This window comes from Pseudomonas arvensis (assembly GCF_056688935.1).
Map to the genome: position 1 here is coordinate 2,336,148 of NZ_CP162038.1, position 18,833 is coordinate 2,354,980.

The 18,833-nt window shown below is 63.2% G+C and carries 20 protein-coding genes; 14 read left to right on the forward strand and 6 right to left on the reverse strand.

Features of this window, described 5'->3' with window-relative positions; all coding sequences use genetic code 11:
- Window positions 1-133: 133 nt before the first annotated feature.
- On the forward strand, window positions 134-520 hold the full coding sequence (locus AB3G88_RS10825) for a DoxX family protein (protein ID WP_099586421.1): 387 nt from the start codon (window positions 134-136) through the stop codon (window positions 518-520).
- A 44-nt stretch (window positions 521-564) separates the two neighbouring features.
- Here AB3G88_RS10825 and AB3G88_RS10830 read toward each other — a convergent pair whose 3' ends face one another.
- Window positions 565-1,383 (reverse strand): alpha/beta fold hydrolase, encoded by an 819-nt coding sequence (locus AB3G88_RS10830; RefSeq protein ID WP_480453969.1) that lies wholly within the window; start codon window positions 1,381-1,383, stop codon window positions 565-567.
- A 149-nt stretch (window positions 1,384-1,532) separates the two neighbouring features.
- Here AB3G88_RS10830 and AB3G88_RS10835 point away from each other — a divergent pair, with 149 nt between their 5' ends.
- On the forward strand, window positions 1,533-2,600 hold the full coding sequence (locus AB3G88_RS10835) for an NAD(P)-dependent alcohol dehydrogenase (RefSeq protein WP_480453971.1): 1,068 nt from the start codon (window positions 1,533-1,535) through the stop codon (window positions 2,598-2,600).
- Between the two features lie 57 nt (window positions 2,601-2,657).
- On the opposite strand, the gene AB3G88_RS10840 is transcribed toward AB3G88_RS10835, so the two are convergent.
- Window positions 2,658-2,969, reverse strand: a complete 312-nt coding sequence (locus AB3G88_RS10840) for a hypothetical protein (RefSeq protein ID WP_191948498.1) — start codon at window positions 2,967-2,969, stop codon at window positions 2,658-2,660.
- A gap of 217 nt (window positions 2,970-3,186) precedes the next feature.
- Here AB3G88_RS10840 and AB3G88_RS10845 point away from each other — a divergent pair, with 217 nt between their 5' ends.
- Genes AB3G88_RS10845 through AB3G88_RS10855 form a run of 3 tightly spaced genes read left to right on the forward strand, consistent with a single transcriptional unit; the run spans window position 3,187 to window position 5,337 of the window.
- Window positions 3,187-3,831, forward strand: a complete 645-nt coding sequence (locus AB3G88_RS10845; RefSeq protein ID WP_099586425.1) for a secretin and TonB N-terminal domain-containing protein — start codon at window positions 3,187-3,189, stop codon at window positions 3,829-3,831.
- On the forward strand, window positions 3,828-4,373 hold the full coding sequence (locus tag AB3G88_RS10850) for an RNA polymerase sigma factor (RefSeq protein ID WP_099586426.1): 546 nt from the start codon (window positions 3,828-3,830) through the stop codon (window positions 4,371-4,373). The genes AB3G88_RS10845 and AB3G88_RS10850 overlap by 4 nt, the downstream gene beginning before the upstream one ends.
- 37 nt (window positions 4,374-4,410) lie before the next feature.
- A complete protein-coding gene (locus AB3G88_RS10855) occupies window positions 4,411-5,337 on the forward strand; it encodes a FecR family protein (protein WP_480453974.1) in 927 nt (308 codons plus the stop codon).
- A gap of 144 nt (window positions 5,338-5,481) precedes the next feature.
- On the opposite strand, the gene AB3G88_RS10860 is transcribed toward AB3G88_RS10855, so the two are convergent.
- The 3 genes from AB3G88_RS10860 to gspH form a co-directional block, all read right to left on the reverse strand.
- Window positions 5,482-6,741 carry an IS256 family transposase gene (locus tag AB3G88_RS10860; RefSeq protein WP_015372597.1) on the reverse strand — a complete coding sequence of 420 codons (1,260 nt, stop codon included), beginning with the start codon at window positions 6,739-6,741 and terminating at the stop codon, window positions 5,482-5,484.
- A gap of 380 nt (window positions 6,742-7,121) precedes the next feature.
- On the reverse strand, window positions 7,122-7,727 hold the full coding sequence (locus AB3G88_RS10865) for a type II secretion system protein GspJ (RefSeq protein WP_480453976.1): 606 nt from the start codon (window positions 7,725-7,727) through the stop codon (window positions 7,122-7,124).
- Complete coding sequence (gspH, locus tag AB3G88_RS10870) at window positions 7,724-8,176, reverse strand: type II secretion system minor pseudopilin GspH (RefSeq protein ID WP_480453978.1); 453 nt, start codon at window positions 8,174-8,176, stop codon at window positions 7,724-7,726. Before gspH ends, AB3G88_RS10865 begins: the two co-directional genes overlap by 4 nt.
- 93 nt (window positions 8,177-8,269) lie before the next feature.
- Between gspH and AB3G88_RS10875 the strand changes: the two genes are divergently transcribed.
- On the forward strand, window positions 8,270-8,701 hold the full coding sequence (locus tag AB3G88_RS10875) for a type II secretion system protein N (protein WP_480453979.1): 432 nt from the start codon (window positions 8,270-8,272) through the stop codon (window positions 8,699-8,701).
- Here AB3G88_RS10875 and gspI read toward each other — a convergent pair.
- Entirely contained in the window at window positions 8,688-9,053 is a 366-nt protein-coding gene (gene gspI, locus AB3G88_RS10880; protein WP_099586431.1) for a type II secretion system minor pseudopilin GspI, read from the reverse strand. The two genes, AB3G88_RS10875 and gspI, sit on opposite strands and share 14 nt — an antisense overlap.
- Before the next feature lie 147 nt (window positions 9,054-9,200).
- Here gspI and gspG point away from each other — a divergent pair, with 147 nt between their 5' ends.
- From gspG to AB3G88_RS10920, 8 genes are all read left to right on the forward strand, one after another.
- On the forward strand, window positions 9,201-9,650 hold the full coding sequence (gene gspG / locus AB3G88_RS10885) for a type II secretion system major pseudopilin GspG (protein ID WP_099586432.1): 450 nt from the start codon (window positions 9,201-9,203) through the stop codon (window positions 9,648-9,650).
- An 8-nt stretch (window positions 9,651-9,658) separates the two neighbouring features.
- The gene (gene gspK, locus AB3G88_RS10890; RefSeq protein WP_191948501.1) at window positions 9,659-10,537 is read left to right on the forward strand and encodes a type II secretion system minor pseudopilin GspK; all 879 of its coding nucleotides are present in this window, start codon (window positions 9,659-9,661) and stop codon (window positions 10,535-10,537) included.
- Window positions 10,534-11,604: a type II secretion system protein GspL gene (gene gspL / locus AB3G88_RS10895; RefSeq protein WP_480453981.1), complete on the forward strand. Its 1,071-nt coding sequence runs from the start codon at window positions 10,534-10,536 to the stop codon at window positions 11,602-11,604. Before gspK ends, gspL begins: the two co-directional genes overlap by 4 nt.
- Window positions 11,597-12,109 carry a type II secretion system protein M gene (gene gspM / locus AB3G88_RS10900; protein WP_191959997.1) on the forward strand — a complete coding sequence of 171 codons (513 nt, stop codon included), beginning with the start codon at window positions 11,597-11,599 and terminating at the stop codon, window positions 12,107-12,109. Before gspL ends, gspM begins: the two co-directional genes overlap by 8 nt.
- A complete protein-coding gene (gene gspD, locus AB3G88_RS10905) occupies window positions 12,106-14,367 on the forward strand; it encodes a type II secretion system secretin GspD (protein WP_480453983.1) in 2,262 nt (753 codons plus the stop codon). The genes gspM and gspD overlap by 4 nt, the downstream gene beginning before the upstream one ends.
- A gap of 142 nt (window positions 14,368-14,509) precedes the next feature.
- On the forward strand, window positions 14,510-15,928 hold the full coding sequence (gene gspE, locus AB3G88_RS10910; RefSeq protein ID WP_480453985.1) for a type II secretion system ATPase GspE: 1,419 nt from the start codon (window positions 14,510-14,512) through the stop codon (window positions 15,926-15,928).
- Entirely contained in the window at window positions 15,928-17,139 is a 1,212-nt protein-coding gene (gspF, locus tag AB3G88_RS10915) for a type II secretion system inner membrane protein GspF (protein ID WP_099584169.1), read from the forward strand. The genes gspE and gspF overlap by 1 nt, the downstream gene beginning before the upstream one ends.
- Window positions 17,140-17,622: 483 nt before the next feature.
- Window positions 17,623-18,804, forward strand: a complete 1,182-nt coding sequence (locus tag AB3G88_RS10920; RefSeq protein ID WP_099584170.1) for a substrate-binding domain-containing protein — start codon at window positions 17,623-17,625, stop codon at window positions 18,802-18,804.
- The last annotated feature ends 29 nt before the right edge of the window (window positions 18,805-18,833 follow it).

Consider the following 18,833-nt stretch of genomic DNA (forward strand, 5'->3'; position numbering starts at 1 on the left):
CCAAAGCATGCCCAGTTCCAGTGCCAGGGGGACCACTATCGCCCCGGCGGCGATCATGAACAACAGCACAGGCTTGCAATCTTGCGCGCTGCTCAGTGGACACAATCCACCGTTCAACCAACAGGGAGCACCTATGAGCGAATCAAGACATCAGGATCTGGGGCTGTTGTTTCTACGGGCGAGCGGGGCGCTGTTCCTGCTATGGGTGCATGGTGTGCCCAAGGTGCTCAACTACAACGAACAACTGCAACTGATCGAAGACCCGTTTCACCTCGGCGCCCACGTCACGCTGCTGCTGGCGATCTTTGCCGAAGTGCTGTGCCCGGTGCTGATCGTTGCCGGCGTGTGGGTGCGCCTGGCGTGCCTGCCGATCCTGGCGGTGCTGTTGATCGCCATGGTGGTGGTGCATCCGCAGTGGACGGTGTTTGAAGGGCAGTTCGGCTGGCTGCTGTTGATCATCTTCACCAGCGTGCTGATTGCCGGGCCGGGGCGCTTTGTGCTCGGCCAGCGTTTTGCCTGAATAAAAAAAGGCCGGGTAAACCCGGCCGAATAAGGAGAGCGGTTTCAGCGATTGAGGAACGCCAGCAAGTCTTCGTTCAATGCCTGGGCGTGGGTCACGGCAAACCCGTGGGGCGCGTCCTTGTAGACCTTCAACTCGGCGCCCTTGATCATCTCGGCGGCCACTTTACCGGTGGTTTCGAACGGCACGATCTGGTCTCCATCGCCGTGGATCACCAGGGTCGGCACGTCGATCTTGGCCATGTCCGGACGGAAGTCGGTTTCGGAGAAAGCGGTGACGCAATCCACGGTCGACTTGAGGGACGCCAGCATGGCGATTTGCAGGGTCTGCCTCAGGATGCCTTCGGAGACCGTCTGCCCCTTGTTGAGACCGAAGAACGGCGTGTTGAAGTCCGCGATGAACTGCGCACGGTCCTTGAGCAGGCCGGCCTTGATGCCGGTGAACACGTCCAGCGGTACACCCTGCGCGTAATCCGGCTGCTGGCCGAAGATCGGCGTGACTGCACCCAACAGCACCAGCCCGGCAACCCGCGCGCTGCCGTGACGGGCGATGTAGCGCGCCACGTCGCCGCCGCCCATGGAGAAGCCCACCAGGGTCACGTCCTTGAGGTCCAGGTGTTCGATCAGTTGCGCGATATCGTCGGCGAAGGTGTTGTAGTCGTTGCCGGTCCACGGCTGGTCCGAGCGGCCAAAGCCACGGCGGTCGAACGCGATGGTGCGGTAGCCACGGCTGCTGAGGTATTCCATCTGGTATTCCCACATGTCGGCATCCAGCGGCCAGCCGTGGCTGAACAGCACGGGTTTACCGCTGCCCCAGTCCTTGAAATAGATCTGGGTACCGTCTTTGGCAACGAATGTGCTCATGGAAAACTCCTGGTTGAGGGGGGCGAGAAGACGCTGGCGCACTATTGCCGTAAACCTGACGAAGGGCTTGTACGGGTGTGCTCGGTTGAACGGTTCAGCGTCTATGCTGGTCCACTGACCTCCACAGTCTGATCACGCAGGTGAACGAAATGGCCAAGACCTACAGCTACGCCGCCCGGGATTCCAAGGATTCGCTCAAGCCCTTCACCTTCGAGCGCCGTGCGCCAGGGGGGGACGATGTACAGATCGACATCCTCTATTGCGGCGTGTGCCACTCCGACCTGCACACCGCGCGCAACGAGTGGAACAACACCCTGTACCCCTCGGTACCCGGCCATGAAATCGTCGGCCGCGTAACGGCGGTGGGCGCCAACGTGAAAAAATTCAAGGTGGGCGACCTGGCCGGTGTCGGCTGCATGGTCGACAGCTGCCAGCACTGTCCATCCTGTGCCGAAGGCGAGGAGCAGTACTGCGAGAACGGCTTTACCGGCACCTACAACGGCCCGGTATTCGGCGGTGAAAACACCTTCGGCGGTTACTCCGACAGCATCGTGGTCAAGGAAAAGTTCGTGCTGCGCATCTCCCACGACGATTCCAACCTGGCTGCGGTGGCGCCGTTGCTGTGCGCGGGCATCACCACCTATTCGCCGCTGCATCACTGGAAGGTCGGTCCCGGCAAGAAGGTCGGCGTGGTCGGCCTCGGTGGGCTGGGCCACATGGCGGTGAAGATCGCCCATGCCATGGGCGCGCACGTCACGCTGTTCACCACTTCCCCCAACAAACGCGAAGACGGCCTGCGCCTGGGTGCGGACCAGGTGGTGGTGTCGAAGAACCCGGATGAAATGGCCAAGGTCGCCAACAGCCTGGACTTCATCCTCAACACCGTCGCCGCACCGCACAACCTCGACGTGTTTCTCAACCTGCTCAAGCGTGACGGCACCATGACGTTGGTCGGCGCCCCGGACAGCCCGCACCCGTCGCCAGCGGTATTCGGCCTGATCTTCAAGCGCCGCAGCCTGGCCGGCTCGTTGATCGGCGGCATCCAGGAAACCCAGGACATGCTGGACTTCTGCGCCAAACACGGGATTGTCTCGGATGTGGAGATGATCGATATCCAGGGTATCAACGAGGCGTATGAGCGGATGCTCAAGGGCGATGTGAAGTACCGGTTCGTGATCGATATGGAGAGTTTGAAGAAGGAAAGCCACGCGGCCTGAGCCTCGCTCTCCAATCTACCGAATAACCCTTTTGGGAGGGGGCTTGCCCCCCCAGGCTCACGGCCGTTGCGGCTTGACCGATGTACCAAAGGTATTGCCCATGCGCACGCTGGTTGCCGCCGGGGTGGATAAGCCCACGGCGTTTGGCGGGCGTTTTTCCACGGACAGGTTTTGCGCCTCACGGTTTTTTTTCGCGGCCTTGGCTGCATTCGTGTCATTGCCCATGTGTTGGCCCAGGCAGCCATAGTCGGGCGCCTTGTAGCCATCCACCGTGACTTCGGTGCAACCGCCGGGCGCGTTGTCGGCGTGGGCGAGCAAGGGCAGGGCGGCGCACAGCAACAGGCTGGCGAGCGTCGGGAGCAGCTTCATCATGGCCTCCTGGCAGGCCCGAGGGAGTGGGCCGGTAAGGCTTTGGAGTCTAGTGCAGCCGGCTTCTCGTCACCGTGATGTTTTTTTTGCTATCACCGTAACATCAGGTTCATAAACGGGCCTCAGGATGACGGTTTTCTAGGGCGCGTCGGCCGTGCAGCGATGCAACGCAGGGGGTGAACAGGGGGCCTGGAGGCGCGCCGTATGCGCCCTGGTCTTGCTGTTGCTGCTGGCCGGCGGCAGCGCTGCGCGGGCACAGTCGCCGCCGTTGTTACTGAACCTGCCCGCGCAAGACCTTGAACATGCCTTGCAAGCCTACAGCCGCGCCACCGGGATGGCGGTGCTGGTGGACCGCGAATTGACGCGGGGCCGTCGCTCCTTTGGAGTGCGCGGTCGTTTCACGGCGCAGGAGGCTCTGGCGATGTTGCTGACGGGGAGCGGCCTGATGGCACGTTATGCACGCAGCGATGCGTTTACCTTGCAGTTGCCCGAGGTCAGCCAACCGCCCCCGGCTCGTGGTGCGGCGGCCCGCAGCGCTGCGCGGATCAATAACAGCTACGCGACGGCCTTGCAGCAGGCCATCGAGACCAGCCTGTGCCGTTCGCCCTTGACCCGGCCCGGCAGTTTTCGTGCGCTGGTGCAGGTGTGGGTCAACCGCGACGGCAGGATCGAACACAGCCGGCTGGTCAGCTCCACCGGCGATGAACAACGCGATGAAGCACTGGTTCGCGGCCTCGGCGCTGCGCGGGTGGAACGCCCGGCGCCGAGTTCACTGCGCCAACCACTGACTTTGCTCTTGATGCCCGACACCACAGGAACACGCATGGAATGCACAGCCGTAAAAGGAGCCTCGGGCGGATGAAAAATACCGGGCACAGTACGATGGTCAGCTTGTTCCTGGCGTCCTACGAAGACTTCAAGGTGCGCTTGCGCAAGCGCTTGGGCTCGGAAGACCTGGCCAACGACGTCCTGCACGAAACCTACCTGCGGGTCGACCGCATGGAAGTGCCGCCGAACCTGGCGCAACCCAATGCCTACCTGTACCGCATGGCCCTGAACATCGCCGCCGACCGCCGCCAGGCCGACGCCCGCTTGCTCACCGGCAGCGAGGTGGAAGAATTGCTGCAAAGCGCCGACGAAGCCCAGGACCCGTCGCGGGTGGTGGGTGGCCAGCGAGAAATCCAGTCCCTGGTCAAAGCCCTGTATGAACTGCCCGCGCGCCGCCGCAAGATCCTGATCGCCGCCCGCCTGGAAGAAGCGCCGCACCTGGAAATCTCCCAGCGCTTCGGCATCTCCACGCGCATGGTGGAGAAAGAAATCAAGGCCGCCCTGGGGCATTGCGCCAAGCGTCTGGAAAGAAAAGTGATCCAGCGGTTCGGTCCCGGCGCCGGAAAACCGTCTTAGTGTTGAGTCCCTGATAAAACCGTGAGTATGTGCGCGCTTGAACATTTTTAGCCTCTCCCTCGCCCGGCCGTCCGCCGCCAGCCCCTTGCACGATGAAGCTCGCGATTGGCTGCTCCTGCTGACCTCGGGCCGCGCCACCGTGGCCGATGCCAAGGCCCTCAAAGCCTGGTGCGACCAGAGCACTGAGCATGCCCAGGCGTTTGAACAGGCCAAAGGGTTGTGGCAGCAATTGGCACCGGCGCTGGAGCAAACGTCTGCGCCGCGTCAGTTCGGGCGTCGCGCATTCCTCGGTGCTGCGATTGCCGCGTCGGCGGCGGTGGTAATGGTGCGCGTCGGTGTGCCAGGCGGTTTTTCCGGGCTCACGGCGGACTATCGCACCGAGGTCGGCGAGCAGCGCCAAGTGTTGTTGAGCGACGGCGTGAGCCTGGAACTCAACACGCAGACACGCATCAGCCGGGTGGGGCAGGGGATTGAACTGCTCGAAGGCGAGGTCGAGGTCGTCGCCCATATTGCGCAACCGCTCAAGGTCCAGGCCGGGGAAGGCTGGGTGAGTGCGGCGCAGGCGCGGTTCAATGTGCGGCATACCGATCACCGGGTGTGCGTCACCTGCATCGAAGGATCGCTGTCGGTGGACGTTGGCGGCAACAGTCTGAGTTTGGGCAGTGGTCGGCAAATAAGCTATGACGCTGCCGGGGTCAGTGCCGTGACGACGGTGGACACGCAGGCGGTGGTGGCCTGGCGTGAGCAGGTGTTGGTATTCGATAACGCGACGCTGGCGACGGTGGTGGATGAAATCAACCGCTATCGGCCGGGGATGCTGGTGCTGCTCAATAAAGAACTGGGACGACGGCGGGTGCAGGCGCGGTTCAGTCTGCAGCAGTTGGCGGGTGTGGCGCTGTTGATTCGGGATGCGTATGGGGCCAAGTGTACGGAGTTGCCTGGGGGCGTTGTGTTGTTGAGTTAGGCCAGGTCTCTGCAGTTGAGCCCAGCCCAAATGTGGGAGGGGCGGTGCGACGATAGCAGTGGGTCAGTCAAAGTTGCATCAACTGGAGAGTGTCAGATTTTTTGTGTTCGGGCCGGTTACGGCCTGCCGTCAGGCAGGCCATCTTTACCAGGTCGGCCTGATAAATCGATCTCCGTACAGAATCGCAAATTGATTCATTGCGTTCTTCCAATCATGAGCTGCACTGCCCCAGTTCGCGGTGATATTTCGTAATGCCAGCCAGATTAGTTTTGTCGCGGCCTCATCCGTTGGGAAGTGGCCTCGCGTCTTGATGACCTTGCGCAACTGGGCATTGATACTCTCGATGGCATTGGTTGTGTAGATCACTTTGCGTATCGCCGGGGGAAACACGAAGAACGGGATAACTCGATCCCAAGCACGTTTCCAAGCTGATACGACTGTCGGATATTGCTTACCCCAAGGCCCGGCTTCGAAAGCCAGTAGCGCTTGTTCTGCGGCGTCAGCATTGAGTGCTTGATAGATCGGTTTCAGTGCCTTGGCCAGCTCACGGCGCTTATCCCACGGGGCGTAATCGAGGCTGTTACGGATCAGGTGGACGATGCAGGTCTGCAACGTCGTCTCAGGAAACACAGCACTCAGCGCTTCGGGCATGCCTTTGAGACCGTCAGTTACGGCGATCAAGACGTCTTCGACGCCTCGGGTTTTCAGGTCGTTAAAGACCTTCATCCAAAATTTGGCGCCTTCGGTTGTTTCAATCCAAATGCCCAGAATATCTCGCGTTCCGTCCGGCAATACTCCCAGTGCCAAGTAGATCGCTTTGTTGCGAACCAAGCCTTCGTCGCGAATTTTGACTCGCAATGCATCGAAGAAAATTACCGGGTACATCGGTTCAAGCGGTCGCTGTTGCCAGGCGGTAACCTCCTCCAACACTGCGTCAGTGACGGAGCTGATGAAATCGTGAGAGACGTCTGTTCCGTACTGTTCAGAGAGAAACGCCCGGATTTCGCGAACCGTCATGCCTCGGGCATACATCGCGATAATCTTGTCATCGAAGCCGGTAAAACGCCGTTCGTGTTTGGGGATCAGAATCGGAGCAAAGCTTCCATCACGGTCTCTGGGAATGTCCAAACGCAGCGGACCGTCATCGGTTAGCACCGTTTTTCCGCTCTTGCCGTTGCGCTGGTTACTCGACTCCTCAGGGCGCTCCGCGCCCTGAGGATAGCCAAGGTGGTGGCCCAACTCGGCACCAAGAGCTCGCTCGATCAGCGCCTTTTTGAACGCCATCGAGGCATCCTGAATGGCTTCGGCACTCATCGGGCCGCTGACGAACTGGTCGATCAGCTCTTGGGGAATGGATGGAAGGTCTCGCGGGGCCTCACGGGCCGGTTTCTTTTTGGTCGGCATACATGCACCTCTATCAACATGTTATGCCCGAACACAAAATTTATGACAGTCCCTCAACTGACACTCCCTCATCGAGGCATGCGTATCTACACATCTTTCAATGGATGGTGAATCTATGGCAAATAGGCTGTTGTGGTGAGCGGGCTTGTCCCGCGCTGGGCTGCGAAGCGGCCCCAAACTTTCACCTCGATTGATTCTGGCACGCTGCGGTGACCTTTTAGGGCTGCTGCGCAGCCCAGCGCGGGACAAGCCCGCTCACCACAGAGTTGTGTAGATACCCATGCTCATCGGGACAAGGGGAATCGTCGCACCGCCCCTCCCACATTTGGATCTCCATACATCAGACAGATGTCAGCCAGCATCGGCGCTGGCTTTTGATCTCAGTCGCCCCCCACCCGCAAAGGCCCCAGCACCTGCCGATACCGCTCCACCCCCTGCGCCGTCTGCCTGACCAACCGAATCTCCAACCCCAGCGGATCCGCCCGCCGATTCCCACTCAACTGGCGCCAGCCTTTGTCCGCCTCCCACACCCGCACCTGCAAATCGCTGACCCCGGTCAACACCACGACCCCATCCTTGGCCGCCGGTAACGGAAACCGATCCCGCGCCGGCGCGGCGGCGCGATACAGGCTGTCGCCCTTGAGCCACCAGCGCACCCGCTGCAAGCCATCGCCTGCCACGGGGGCACTGCGGATCACGTCCAACTGAAACCCTTTGCTGTCGGAGCTGCGAACGGAAACGCCAGCCAACCCATCGGCGCCGTCTTTCGGCATAGTCAGTTCCACACTGGCCCTGAGGCTGATGTCCCGTTGCAGTTGGTTCAGTACGCGCAACATGGCCTCAGTCTGTTCCGTGCTCGCCTGCAGGTGATGATCGGCACGGGTCACGCTGTCCAACCCGCGCCAGGCGATCAGGCTGACTACCGCCATGAGCATGATCGCGACCATCACTTCGATCAGCGTAAAACCTTGTTCAGCGCGCTTCATGGCAGGCTCACCACACGCATCAAACCGGCGGCATCCCGTTGCAGGCTGAGGCTGTGTTGCCCGTCGGACAGCACCACGCGCACGGGAGGGGTGATCCACTCGGCATCGAGTACCAGGGTCTGCCTGGGTTCGATGTTGATCTGCATCGACGGGCTCTCCCATAGACGTGGGCGCAATTGGGCATCGCCCTTGAACGCCTCCATGCCCATTCCGTCCTCACTGCGACGATTGAAGCGAAACCCCTTGGCATCGGCGCGCCAGGTAATCGGGCGGCCGTCGGCGCGGGCTTCGGCCTGGGCCACTTGCAACAGCTGGCTCAGGCGCTCGGCGTCTTTGCGCAGCAGGTGCAGCGGGTCGGGCTTGATGCTCAGGCTGATGGCGGCACTGGCAATGCCGATGATCACCAGCACGACCATCAGCTCGATCAGGGTGAAGCCGTGTTGTTTCATCGCGGGGCACCTGCTGAACTGGCGAGGTTGTGAAATAAAAACGTGCGAATTGGCCTGTACGCTGGAGACTCGGACAAACAGGAGGTCCCACCCATGGCTTTTTCCCTGCGATTTTCCCCCGCCCAGGGCGTGCAGATCGGCGCGCTGCTGGCGGCCTTGGCCGGCGGGGTAGTGTGGACGCCACTGTTACTCACCTCCGCGCAATCCCATACGCCCCAGGCCACCCCGCAGGCCCTGGCTGCGCGCAGTGATAACCCGGCGCTGCAATGGTTTTCCAATACGCCGACGGCGTTGCAGGTCAAGGTCACTGGCGTGCTCGCCGGCGCGCGCGGTGCGGTGGCGATCCTCAGCCTCAACGACGGCCCGCCGCGCAGCTTTCTATTGGGTGAGCGCCTGAGCCCCGGCGTGCGGCTGACGGCCATCGAAGGCGATGGTGTGGAGATTGAACGGGGCGGCGAGAAACTGCGCGTCAACCTCGACAAGCTGCCGGACGCTCCCGCATTGCCGCGCCTCACTCGGCCATGACCTGAGTGGCAAGGCGCGCCAGGGGCGGCGCTTCGCGACTGGCGTCGAGCACCAGGACGGTGATCTTAAACAGCGGGCCATCGGCGCTGACGGTCTGCTCGCAGCGCAGTTTCAGGCGGCCCTGGTCGCACTCGATGGTCTGCTTGCCGCTGCGCAGACTGCCCTCCAACCGGGCTTCCGCCAGGCGACTTTGCGCCGCCAGCAGCGCCATCGACTTGTCCCGCAACAGCCCGTTGCTCTGGGTCATCAACCCGGCCACACGCACAGCGGCGGCCATGGCCACGGCAATGATCGCCAGCGCCACCAGCACTTCAATCAGGGTAAATCCTCGCTCGTTGCGATGGCCGTACATGGCGCTCTCAAAGCCTGGAAACAGGCCCGCAGACTAGCGCCGCGAGTTGACCGATTGGCGACCGAACCTCCCGAGGATTTTCAATACGACTGACATGTGTTCTTGCAACACTGCGCCACGAAATGCACTCACCCAAGGAATGTCGAGATGGATATCGCGCGCCTAACGTCCCCATTGCCAGGCCCTCGCGGCCAGCGTGGCTTTACCTTGATCGAGATCATGGTGGTGGTGGTCATCCTCGGGATCCTGGCGGCGATGGTGGTGCCCAAGGTGCTTGACCGGCCGGACCAGGCGCGGGCCACGGCGGCCAGGCAAGACATCGGCGGCTTGATGCAGGCGCTGAAACTCTACCGCCTCGACCACGGCACCTACCCGAACATGAACCAGGGCCTGAAAGTGCTGGTGGAGCGCCCGGCGGATGCCAAGAACACCAGCTGGCGCGCCTACCTCGACCGTTTGCCGAATGACCCGTGGGGCCACCCGTACCACTACCTCAATCCGGGCGCCAACGGCGAAGTCGATGTGTTTTCCCTCGGCGCCGATGGCCAGCCGGATGGCGATGGTGTGAATGCCGATATTGGCTCCTGGCAGTTGTAAGGCGCGCCATGAAACGGTATTCGCCCCCAGTGGTGAAGCAGCGCGGCATGGCGATTATCAGCGCGCTGCTGATCGCCGCCGTGGTGGCGGTGATCGCCGGAGCCATGCTCACGCGCCAGAGCGTGTTTACCCGCAGCCTGGAAGCCGAGCAGATGCGCATCCAGGGCCAGTGGCTGTTGCAAGGCGGCCTTGAGCGCAGCCGGCAGATGCTGTGGGAAGCGCGCCAGAAAGACGTGCTGACCCGCCTGGACCAGCCGTGGGCCAGTGCCCAGGGCGGTGCGTTCGAAGGCCGGGTTGAAGACGAGCAGGGCAAGTTCAACCTGCGCAACCTGGTCAATCGTCAGCGGGTGGATGTCGAGCAAGTGCAGAGCTTCGAACGCCTGTGCCGCCTGATCGGCGTTGACCCGGCCGTGAGCCGGCGCATCAGCCAGCGCGTGATCGCGTCCTATGAGCAACTCGACACGCCCGCCAGATACCCGATGCTGCGCAGCCTGGATGACTTGAGTGGTATCGAAGGCCTCGACCCCGAGGTCGTGCAGCGCCTGCAGACCTATATCAGCGTGCTGCCCGACGTCACCTGGGTCAACGGCAACACCGCCCGCGCCGAAGTGCTCAGCGCCGTGGTGCCGCAACTGAGCCTGTCCCAGGCCCAGGCGCTGGTGGCTGAACGTGACGGCGGGCACTGGTTTATCAACCGGGGGGATTTCGTCAACCGTCTGCACTTGCCGCAGGTGGCGGTGGACACGGTGCAGGTGGGCATCACCAGCGAGTGGTTTCGCCTGCAGGGCCAGGCGCGGCAGGCGCAACGGCGGGTGACCCTTGATGCGCTGCTGCACCGTCCGGAGAGTCGCCGGCCCCAGGTGATCTGGTCGCGGGTGGGCGTATGAAACGCTTGCGCATTGCCTTGCCGCCGCTGGCTGAATTGAGGGTCGACAGTCGGGTGAAATGGGCCTGGCTGGAGGGTGGCGCGGTGGTCCGCGAAGGTCATGAAAGCCTGGCGCAATTGGGCAAGGGCCGCCACGCGGTGGACTGTTTTCTGCACCCCCGCGACAGCCTGCTGACGAGCCTTGAATTGCCGCCATTGCCCGCCGCCAAAACCCAGGCCGCCGTGGCCTGCGCGGCCCAGGCGTTGATCCTCGGCCCGGTGGAGCAGATGCACGTGGCCCACGGCCCCCGGGAAAGCGACGGCCGTGTGCAGGTTGGCTGGGTGCCCAAGGCCGGGCTGGAGCGGCTCGGTCAGGTCCTGGCGCTGGCGCAACTCAAACTGCGCGGGCTGTACCCGGCGCCCTACGCTTTGCCCGTGGGCGCAGCGGCGCTGGACGAAGGCTGTTTGTTGACTCGCGACAGCCTGCAACAAGCGGCGGTGCACCCGCTGGGGTTGCAGGCCCTCGATATGCCGCTGGTGGACGCTGCGCAACGTTGGGCCGGTGCCGTGCCCGCCTGGGGTTTGCACGCACGCCTGCGCGAAGGCTCCAAGGGTGGCTGGGGCCGGGCGCTGGCCTGTGTCGCGCTGGCTGCGCTGGTCTGGACGGTTGGCCTCAATCTGTATGCCGCCCGTCAGGCGGACGAAGGCTTGCGGCTCAAAGCGTTGATGAGTCAGCAGGTACGCCAGGCGTTTCCCGAGTTGCCGGTGGTGCTCAATCCGTTGCAGCAGGCCCGCCAGCAACTGACGGCACGCCAGACCGGCGCCGCCGCCGATCCCGGCCAACGCTTTCCCAGCCTGCTGCAACTGGTGGGCAGCCAGTTGCCGTTCATGGTGGGCAGCGTCGACACCCTGACCTTCGAACACGGACGCTTGCAACTGGCGTTGCTGGCCGACAGCCGTAGCCCGGCCGCCGAGGGCGAGTGGCAGGCGGCCTTGGCGCAGGCAGGGTTTGCCGCCACGCGGGACGACCATGGCTGGAGCATTGCCCCTGCGCAGGTCGCAGAAAAACCGGGAGCCGGCGATGAATAAATGGCGCCGCATGCGCGGCCAGACCCAGGTGTTCTGGAACGGCCTGGCCCTGCGTGAAAAACGCATGCTGGTGGGCGTCGGCCTGGTGCTGGCGAGCCTGTTGACCTGGCTGGTGCTGGTCCAGCCCGCGTTGAAGAAGATCGACTATTGGCAAGCCGAAACCCCCAAGCTGCGCGCCCAGGCCGCCGCCTTGCAGGTGCTGTTGCAGGATGTCACCGCGCCTCGGCCCGCCGACGAGGCGGCGCTGCGCCAGGCCCTGGACAGCGCCGGTCTGCAAGGCCATTACCAGTTGCAGGCGCTGGACGCCGGCGGTTGGCGCCTGACCTTCGACAACGCTCCGGCCGACGCCGTGGTGGGCTGGTTGCTGGGCAATCCCCGTTCATTTTCTCTGGAAGTGTCCGAGGCGCGTTTGCAACGTGCCCCGGACGCCGTCGACACCTCGGCCGGCACTGTGTCCGGGACCGTTCGCATGGATCAGGCGCTTGGCGCTAAGGAAGCTTCATGAAGTGGTCAGTCCCCCCTTTTCGTATGGCCGCGCCACTGCTGTTGCTGGCGCTCAGTGCATGCAGCAGCCAGGAGGCAGCCAAGCCGTTGCTGGTGGACAGCGAACTCGGCCAGCCGTTGGCCGACACGCGCCGCAGCGGCGATAGCGTGCTGGATCGCCAGCGCGAACTTGTCCCCAAGCCCGCCGTGCAGCATCGGGTGACCAACAGCGCCCGTGGCCAGGCCCCGGCGACGGTCAAGGCGCGTAACCCGTTGGGCGACCAACCGGTGCAACTCAACTTCGTCGACGCCGATATCCAGGCGGTGGTGCGCGCACTGTCCCGTGCCACCGGCCAGCAATTTCTGGTGGACCCGCGTGTGAAGGGCAACCTGACCCTGGTCAGCGAAGGCCAGGTCCCCGCGCATCAGGCCTACGACATGCTGCTGGCCGCGTTGCGCATGCAGGGCTTTAGCGTGGTGGATGTAGGCGGCGTGGCCCAGGTGGTGCCGGAGGCCGATGCCAAGTTGCTCGGCGGGCCGATCTACAGCGCTGGCAGCAGTGGCATGCAGACCCGCACCTTCCGCCTGCAATACGAAAACGCGGTGAACCTGATCCCGGTGCTGCGCCCCATTGTGTCGCCGAACAACCCGATCAACGCTTACCCCGGCAACAACAGCATCGTCATCACCGACTATGCGGAAAACCTGGCGCGGGTTGCACAGATCATCAGTGGCATCGACACCCCCAGCGCCATCGACACCGACGTGGTGCAGATCCAGAACGGCATTGCTGTCGACATCGCCGCCATGGTCGCCGAACTGCTCGAAACCCAGGGCGCCGACCAGACCCAGAAGATCAATGTGATCGGCGATCCGCGTTCCAACTCGATCATCATTCGCTCCGGCAGCCCCGAGCGCACCGAGCTGGCGCGCAACCTGATCTACAAGCTCGACAACGCCCAGAGTAACCCCAGCAATATGCACGTGGTGTACTTGCGCAACGCCCAGGCGGGCAAGCTGGCCCAGTCGCTGCGCGGGTTATTGACCGGCGAGAGCGATTCCGGCGTCAGCGACGAGGCGCGCGGCAAACTCAGTGCCATGGGCGGCAACGGCCAGACCACCACCCCGGCCAGCAACGCGCAGAACAGCAGCGGCACGCCCACCGGTAGCGGCGTGCAATCGAGCTATGGCCAGGACCCCCAAGCTACCGGCAGCCCGTCCAAGGACCAGGACACCGCGTTCAGCGCCGGCGGCGTGACCATCCAGGCCGACGCCACCACTAACACCTTGTTGATCTCCGCGCCGGACCCGCTGTACCGCAACCTGCGCGAAGTGATCGACATGCTCGACCAGCGCCGCGCCCAGGTGGTGATCGAAAGCCTGATCGTGGAAGTGGGTGAGGACGACGCTACCGAGTTCGGCGTGCAATGGCAGGCCGGCAACCTGGCAGGCAGCGGCGGGTTTGGTGGGGTCAACCTCGGCGGCAGCGGCTTGAACGGCACACCCGCCAGTCCCACCAGCATTGATGTATTGCCCAAGGGCCTGAACATCGGCCTGGTCAACGGCACCGTGGATATTCCAGGGATCGGCAAGGTGCTCGACCTCAAGGTGCTGGCCCGCGCCTTGAAGAGCAAGGGCGGCACCAACGTGCTGTCCACGCCCAACCTGCTGACCCTGGACAACGAAGCGGCGAGCATTTTTGTGGGGCAGACGATTCCGTTTGTCACCGGCAGCTATGTCACCGGCGGCGGGGGCACCAGCAACAACCCGTTCCAGACCGTGCAGCGTGAAGAAGTGGGGCTCAAGTTGAACGTGCGCCCGCAGATTTCCGAGGGCGGCACGGTGAAGCTGGATATCTATCAGGAAGTCAGCAGCGTGGATTCCCGGGCGTCGGTGGCCGCGGGGACGGTGACTAACAAGCGGGCGATTGATACCAGCATTCTGTTGGATGACGGGCAGATCATGGTGCTGGGTGGCTTGCTGCAGGATGGTTATAGCCAGAGCAATGACGCAGTGCCGTGGCTGTCGAGCATTCCGGGGCTGGGGGCGTTGTTTCGCAATGAGAAGCGCAGTGTGAGCAAGACCAACCTGATGGTGTTCTTGCGGCCTTACATCATCCGTGACAGTGGGGCGGGGCGGGCGATTACGTTGAATCGCTATGACTATATGCGCCGGGCTCAAGGTGGCTTGCAGCCGGAGCATAGTTGGGCGATGCCGGATGTGCAGGCGCCGCAGTTGCCTTCGGTGGAGAAGGCGATTCCGGCAGGGACACGGCCATGAGCCTGCTGTACACAGAACTAAATGTGGGAGGGGGCTTGCCCCCGATGGCGGTGGGTCAGTTAAAAATTTGCCAACTGACACTCCCTCATCGGGGGCAAGCCCCCTCCCACATTTTGACCGCATTTTACTGGGGGAGGCTGGTATGAGCCTGCTGCCCTACGCCTGGGCCAAATCCCAGCGCATCCTGTTGCGCCCCGGCGACGAAGGCATGCTGCTCACCGTCTGCCCTTCAACCCCCGGCTGGTCCATCAGTGAAGTCCAGCGCCAGTTTGGCGAGTCGCCGATTGAGCAGGTACGCGACGACGAACTCGACGGCCTGCTCGCCAGCGCTTATGCCGACACGGGCAGCGCCGCCGCTGTGGTCGGTGCTGCCGAGAACGAGGTGGACCTCGACCGTCTGATGCAGGACATGCCCGAAATCACCGATCTGCTCGACACCCAGGACGGTGCGCCGGTGATCCGCATGATCAACGCCTTGCTCACCCAGGCCGCCCGCGATGAGGCCAGTGATATCCACATCGAACCCTACGAAACCCATTCCGTGGTGCGCTATCGCGTCGACGGCACGCTGCGCGATGTGGTGTCGCCGCGCAAAGCGCTGCACGGTGCGTTGGTGTCGCGGATCAAGATCATGGCCCAGCTCGATATCGCCGAAAAACGCCTGCCCCAGGATGGGCGTATCGCCTTGCGGGTGGCCGGGCGGCCGATTGATATTCGGGTGTCGACGGTGCCCACCGGGCATGGCGAGCGGGTGGTGATGCGCCTGCTCGACAAGCAGGCCGGGCGTTTGCAGTTGGAAACCCTGGGCATGGAAGCGCAGTTGCTGGCGCGCCTCGATACGTTGATCCGCCAGCCCCACGGCATCGTGCTGGTCACCGGGCCCACTGGCAGTGGCAAGACCACCAGCCTCTACGCGGCGTTGGCGCGGCTGGATGCGAGCACCAGCAATATCCTCACCGTTGAAGACCCGGTGGAATATGACTTGCCGGGCATCAGCCAGATCCAGGTCAACGCCAAGATCGACATGACCTTCGCGCTGGCATTGCGGGCGATCCTGCGCCAGGACCCGGACATCATCATGATCGGTGAAATCCGCGACCTGGAAACCGCGCAGATCGCCGTGCAGGCCTCGCTCACCGGGCACTTGGTGCTGGCCACCTTGCACACCAATGACGCGGTGTCGGCGGTCAATCGCTTGATCGATATGGGGGTCGAGCCGTTTCTGTTGGCATCGTCATTGCTGGGAGTATTGGCCCAACGGTTGGTGCGGCGCCTGTGCCCCCATTGCAAGCAGGAAGACCCGGCCTCGCCGGGCACCTGGCGTCCGGTGGGATGTTCACATTGCAACCAGGTCGGTTACAGCGGCCGCACCGGTATCCATGAGTTGTTTTGCGTAGACGACGATGTGCGCAGCCTGATCCACCAGGGCGCCGGCGAGCAGGATTTGCGCCTCGCCGCGCGCCGGGCCGGGATGTTCAGCATGCGTGAGGACGGTGAGCGCTGGGTACGCAGCGGCGCCACCGCCCCCGAAGAAATCCTGCGCGTGACACGGGACGCCTGATGAATCGCTATCGCTATGAAGCCGCCGACGCCAACGGCAACGTCGAGGCCGGGCACCTGGAGGCCGACAGCCAGAGCGGGGCGTTTGCCGTACTGCGCAGCCGTGGCCTGACCGCGCTGTTGGTGCAGGTCGAAGGCCATCAGCAAACCACCGCCGGCAGCAGCCTGTTCGCCGCCAAGCTGTCGGACAACGACCTGGCCTGGGCCACGCGGCAACTGGCGAGCCTGCTCGGCGCCAGCCTGCCGCTGGAGGCGGCGCTGAGTGCCACGGTGGAGCAGGCCGAGAAAAAGCACATCGCCCAGACGTTGGCGGCCGTGCGTGGCGACGTGCGCGGCGGCATGCGCCTGGCGGATGCGCTGGCGGCGCGGCCACGGGATTTCCCGTCGATCTACCGCGCCTTGATCGCGGCGGGGGAGGAATCCGGTGACCTCGCCCAGGTGATGGAGCGCCTGGCCGACTACATCGAGGAACGCAACAACCTGCGCGGCAAGATCCTCACTGCATTTATCTACCCCGGTGTGGTGGGGCTGGTGTCCATCGGCATTGTGATTTTTTTGCTGAGTTACGTGGTGCCCCAGGTGGTCAGCGCGTTTTCCCAGGCGCGCCAGGACCTGCCGGGCCTGACCCTGGCGATGCTCAACGCCAGCGACTTTATCCGCGCCTGGGGCTGGCTGTGTTTTGCCGGGATCGTCGGCGGTTTCTGGAGCTGGCGCCTGTACCTGCGCAACCCGGTGGCGCGCTTGAATTGGCACAGCCGCGTGCTGCGCCTGCCGCTGATCGGGCGCTTTGTGCTGGGCCTGAACACGGCACGGTTTGCCTCGACCCTGGCAATCCTCGGCGGTGCCGGCGTGCCGTTGTTGCGGGCGCTGGAGGCGGCGCGGCAGACCTTGTCCAACGAGCGCCTGAGCCAGTGCGTCAACGATGCCACCGCCAAGGTGCGTGAAGGCGTCAACCTGGCGCCGGCGCTGGCTGTGGAGAAAGTCTTTCCGCCGGTGCTGATCCACCTGATCGCCAGCGGCGAAAAAACCGGCTCGCTGCCGCCGATGCTGGAGCGTGCGGCGCAAACCCTGTCGCGGGATATCGAACGGCGCGCCATGGGCATGACCGCGTTGCTGGAGCCGCTGATGATCGTGGTCATGGGCGCCGTGGTGCTGGTGATTGTGATGGCGGTGCTGTTGCCGATCATCGAGATCAACCAACTCGTCACCTGACGACACGCTGTAAAAAATGTGGGAGGGGGGCTTTGGTGAAAACATAACCTTAGCAAACGAGGCTCTTGTGGTGAGCGGGGCAAGCCCGCTCACCACAGAAGCCCCCTCCCACATTGGACCTTTTCTGTTCAGTTGATTTTTGGGCCGGGCCAATATCGCCAGACCCCAACCTCGGGTTCCTCATTCCGTCATATCCACGCCCCTTGTCACAGCCCGCGCCGCCTTGACGAAACCCACGCTGAAACCTCGCTGTCATCTGCCGCCAAACCGCTCAAAACCATGACCAAAACACCCGAGAATCTTTTTAAAATCAAGTGCTTCCTCCCGAGGTTTTTTCCTACATCTGTCATCGGAAACTGCGACTTTCTCTCCATGGTTTTCACCCCCCGGCCACCCCCGCATCACGGCCTTGGGACCGAAGCCATGGCGTCATGCAAGAGCCATCTACCCCAAACGTACAAACACGACGAAAGGAGATTCTTCATGTTTAAGCGCAACGTTCTCGCGGTATCCATGACCCTCGCTGCACTGTGCTCGGCCCAGGCTGCAATGGCTGACATCAACGGCGGCGGCGCAACCCTGCCACAGCCGCTTTACCAGACCTCCGGCGTCCTCACCACTGGCTTCGCCGCCTACATCGGCGTGGGCAGCGGCAACGGCAAGTCGGCGTTCCTGAACAACGACTACACCAAGTTCGTGGCTGGCGTGACCAACAAGAACGTGCACTGGGCAGGCAGCGATTCCAAGCTGACCGCGGCCGAACTGTTGGCTTACAAAACCAACAAGCAACCGACCTGGGGCAAATTGATCCAGGCGCCTTCGGTGGCCACTTCGGTTGCCATTCCGTTCAACAAGGCCGGTGCCAACGCGGTTGATCTGAGCGTGAACCAGCTGTGCGGCGTGTTTTCGGGCCGCTTGACCGACTGGAGCCAGATCACGGGTTCGGGTCGCACCGGCGCGATCAAAGTGATCTACCGCAGCGAGTCCAGCGGTACCACCGAGCTGTTCACCCGCTTCCTCAACGCCAAGTGCGCTGAGACGCAGCCGTTCGCCGTGACCACCACCTTTTCGTCCAGCTACGGTGCAGGCTTGCCTGCTGGCGCAGTGGCAGCCACCGGCAGCCAAGGCGTAATGACCGCGCTGAACGCGCAAGATGGCGCGATCACCTACATGAGCCCGGACTACGCGGCGACCACCCTGGCCGGTCTGGATGACGCCACCAAAGTTGCCAAAGTGGGCGGTGTTTCGCCTGCGCCTGCCAACGTTTCCACCGCCATCAGCCAGATCCCTGCGCCAACCGAAGCCCGTGCTGATGGTTCGTTCATCGACGCGACCAACCAGGACAACTGGGTACCGGTCTTCGCGGCTACCGCCAGCGGCCCGGCGACTTTCGCTTACCCGTCCAGCGGCTACCCGATCCTGGGCTTCACTAACGTGATCTTCAGCCAGTGCTACGCCGACGCCACCCAGACCACCCAGGTCCGTGCGTTCTTCAACCGCCACTACGGCAACCTGATCAACAACGACACCGCCATCAACAACAACCGCTTCGTGCCGTTGCCAGCCAACTGGAAAAAAGCCGTGCGTGACACCTTCGCCACCGCTTCCAGCGCTCAAGGCATCGGTAACACCAGCGTCTGCAACGCCATCGGTCGTCCGCTGTAACCCAGGCTTTCAACGACCCGCAACACCGA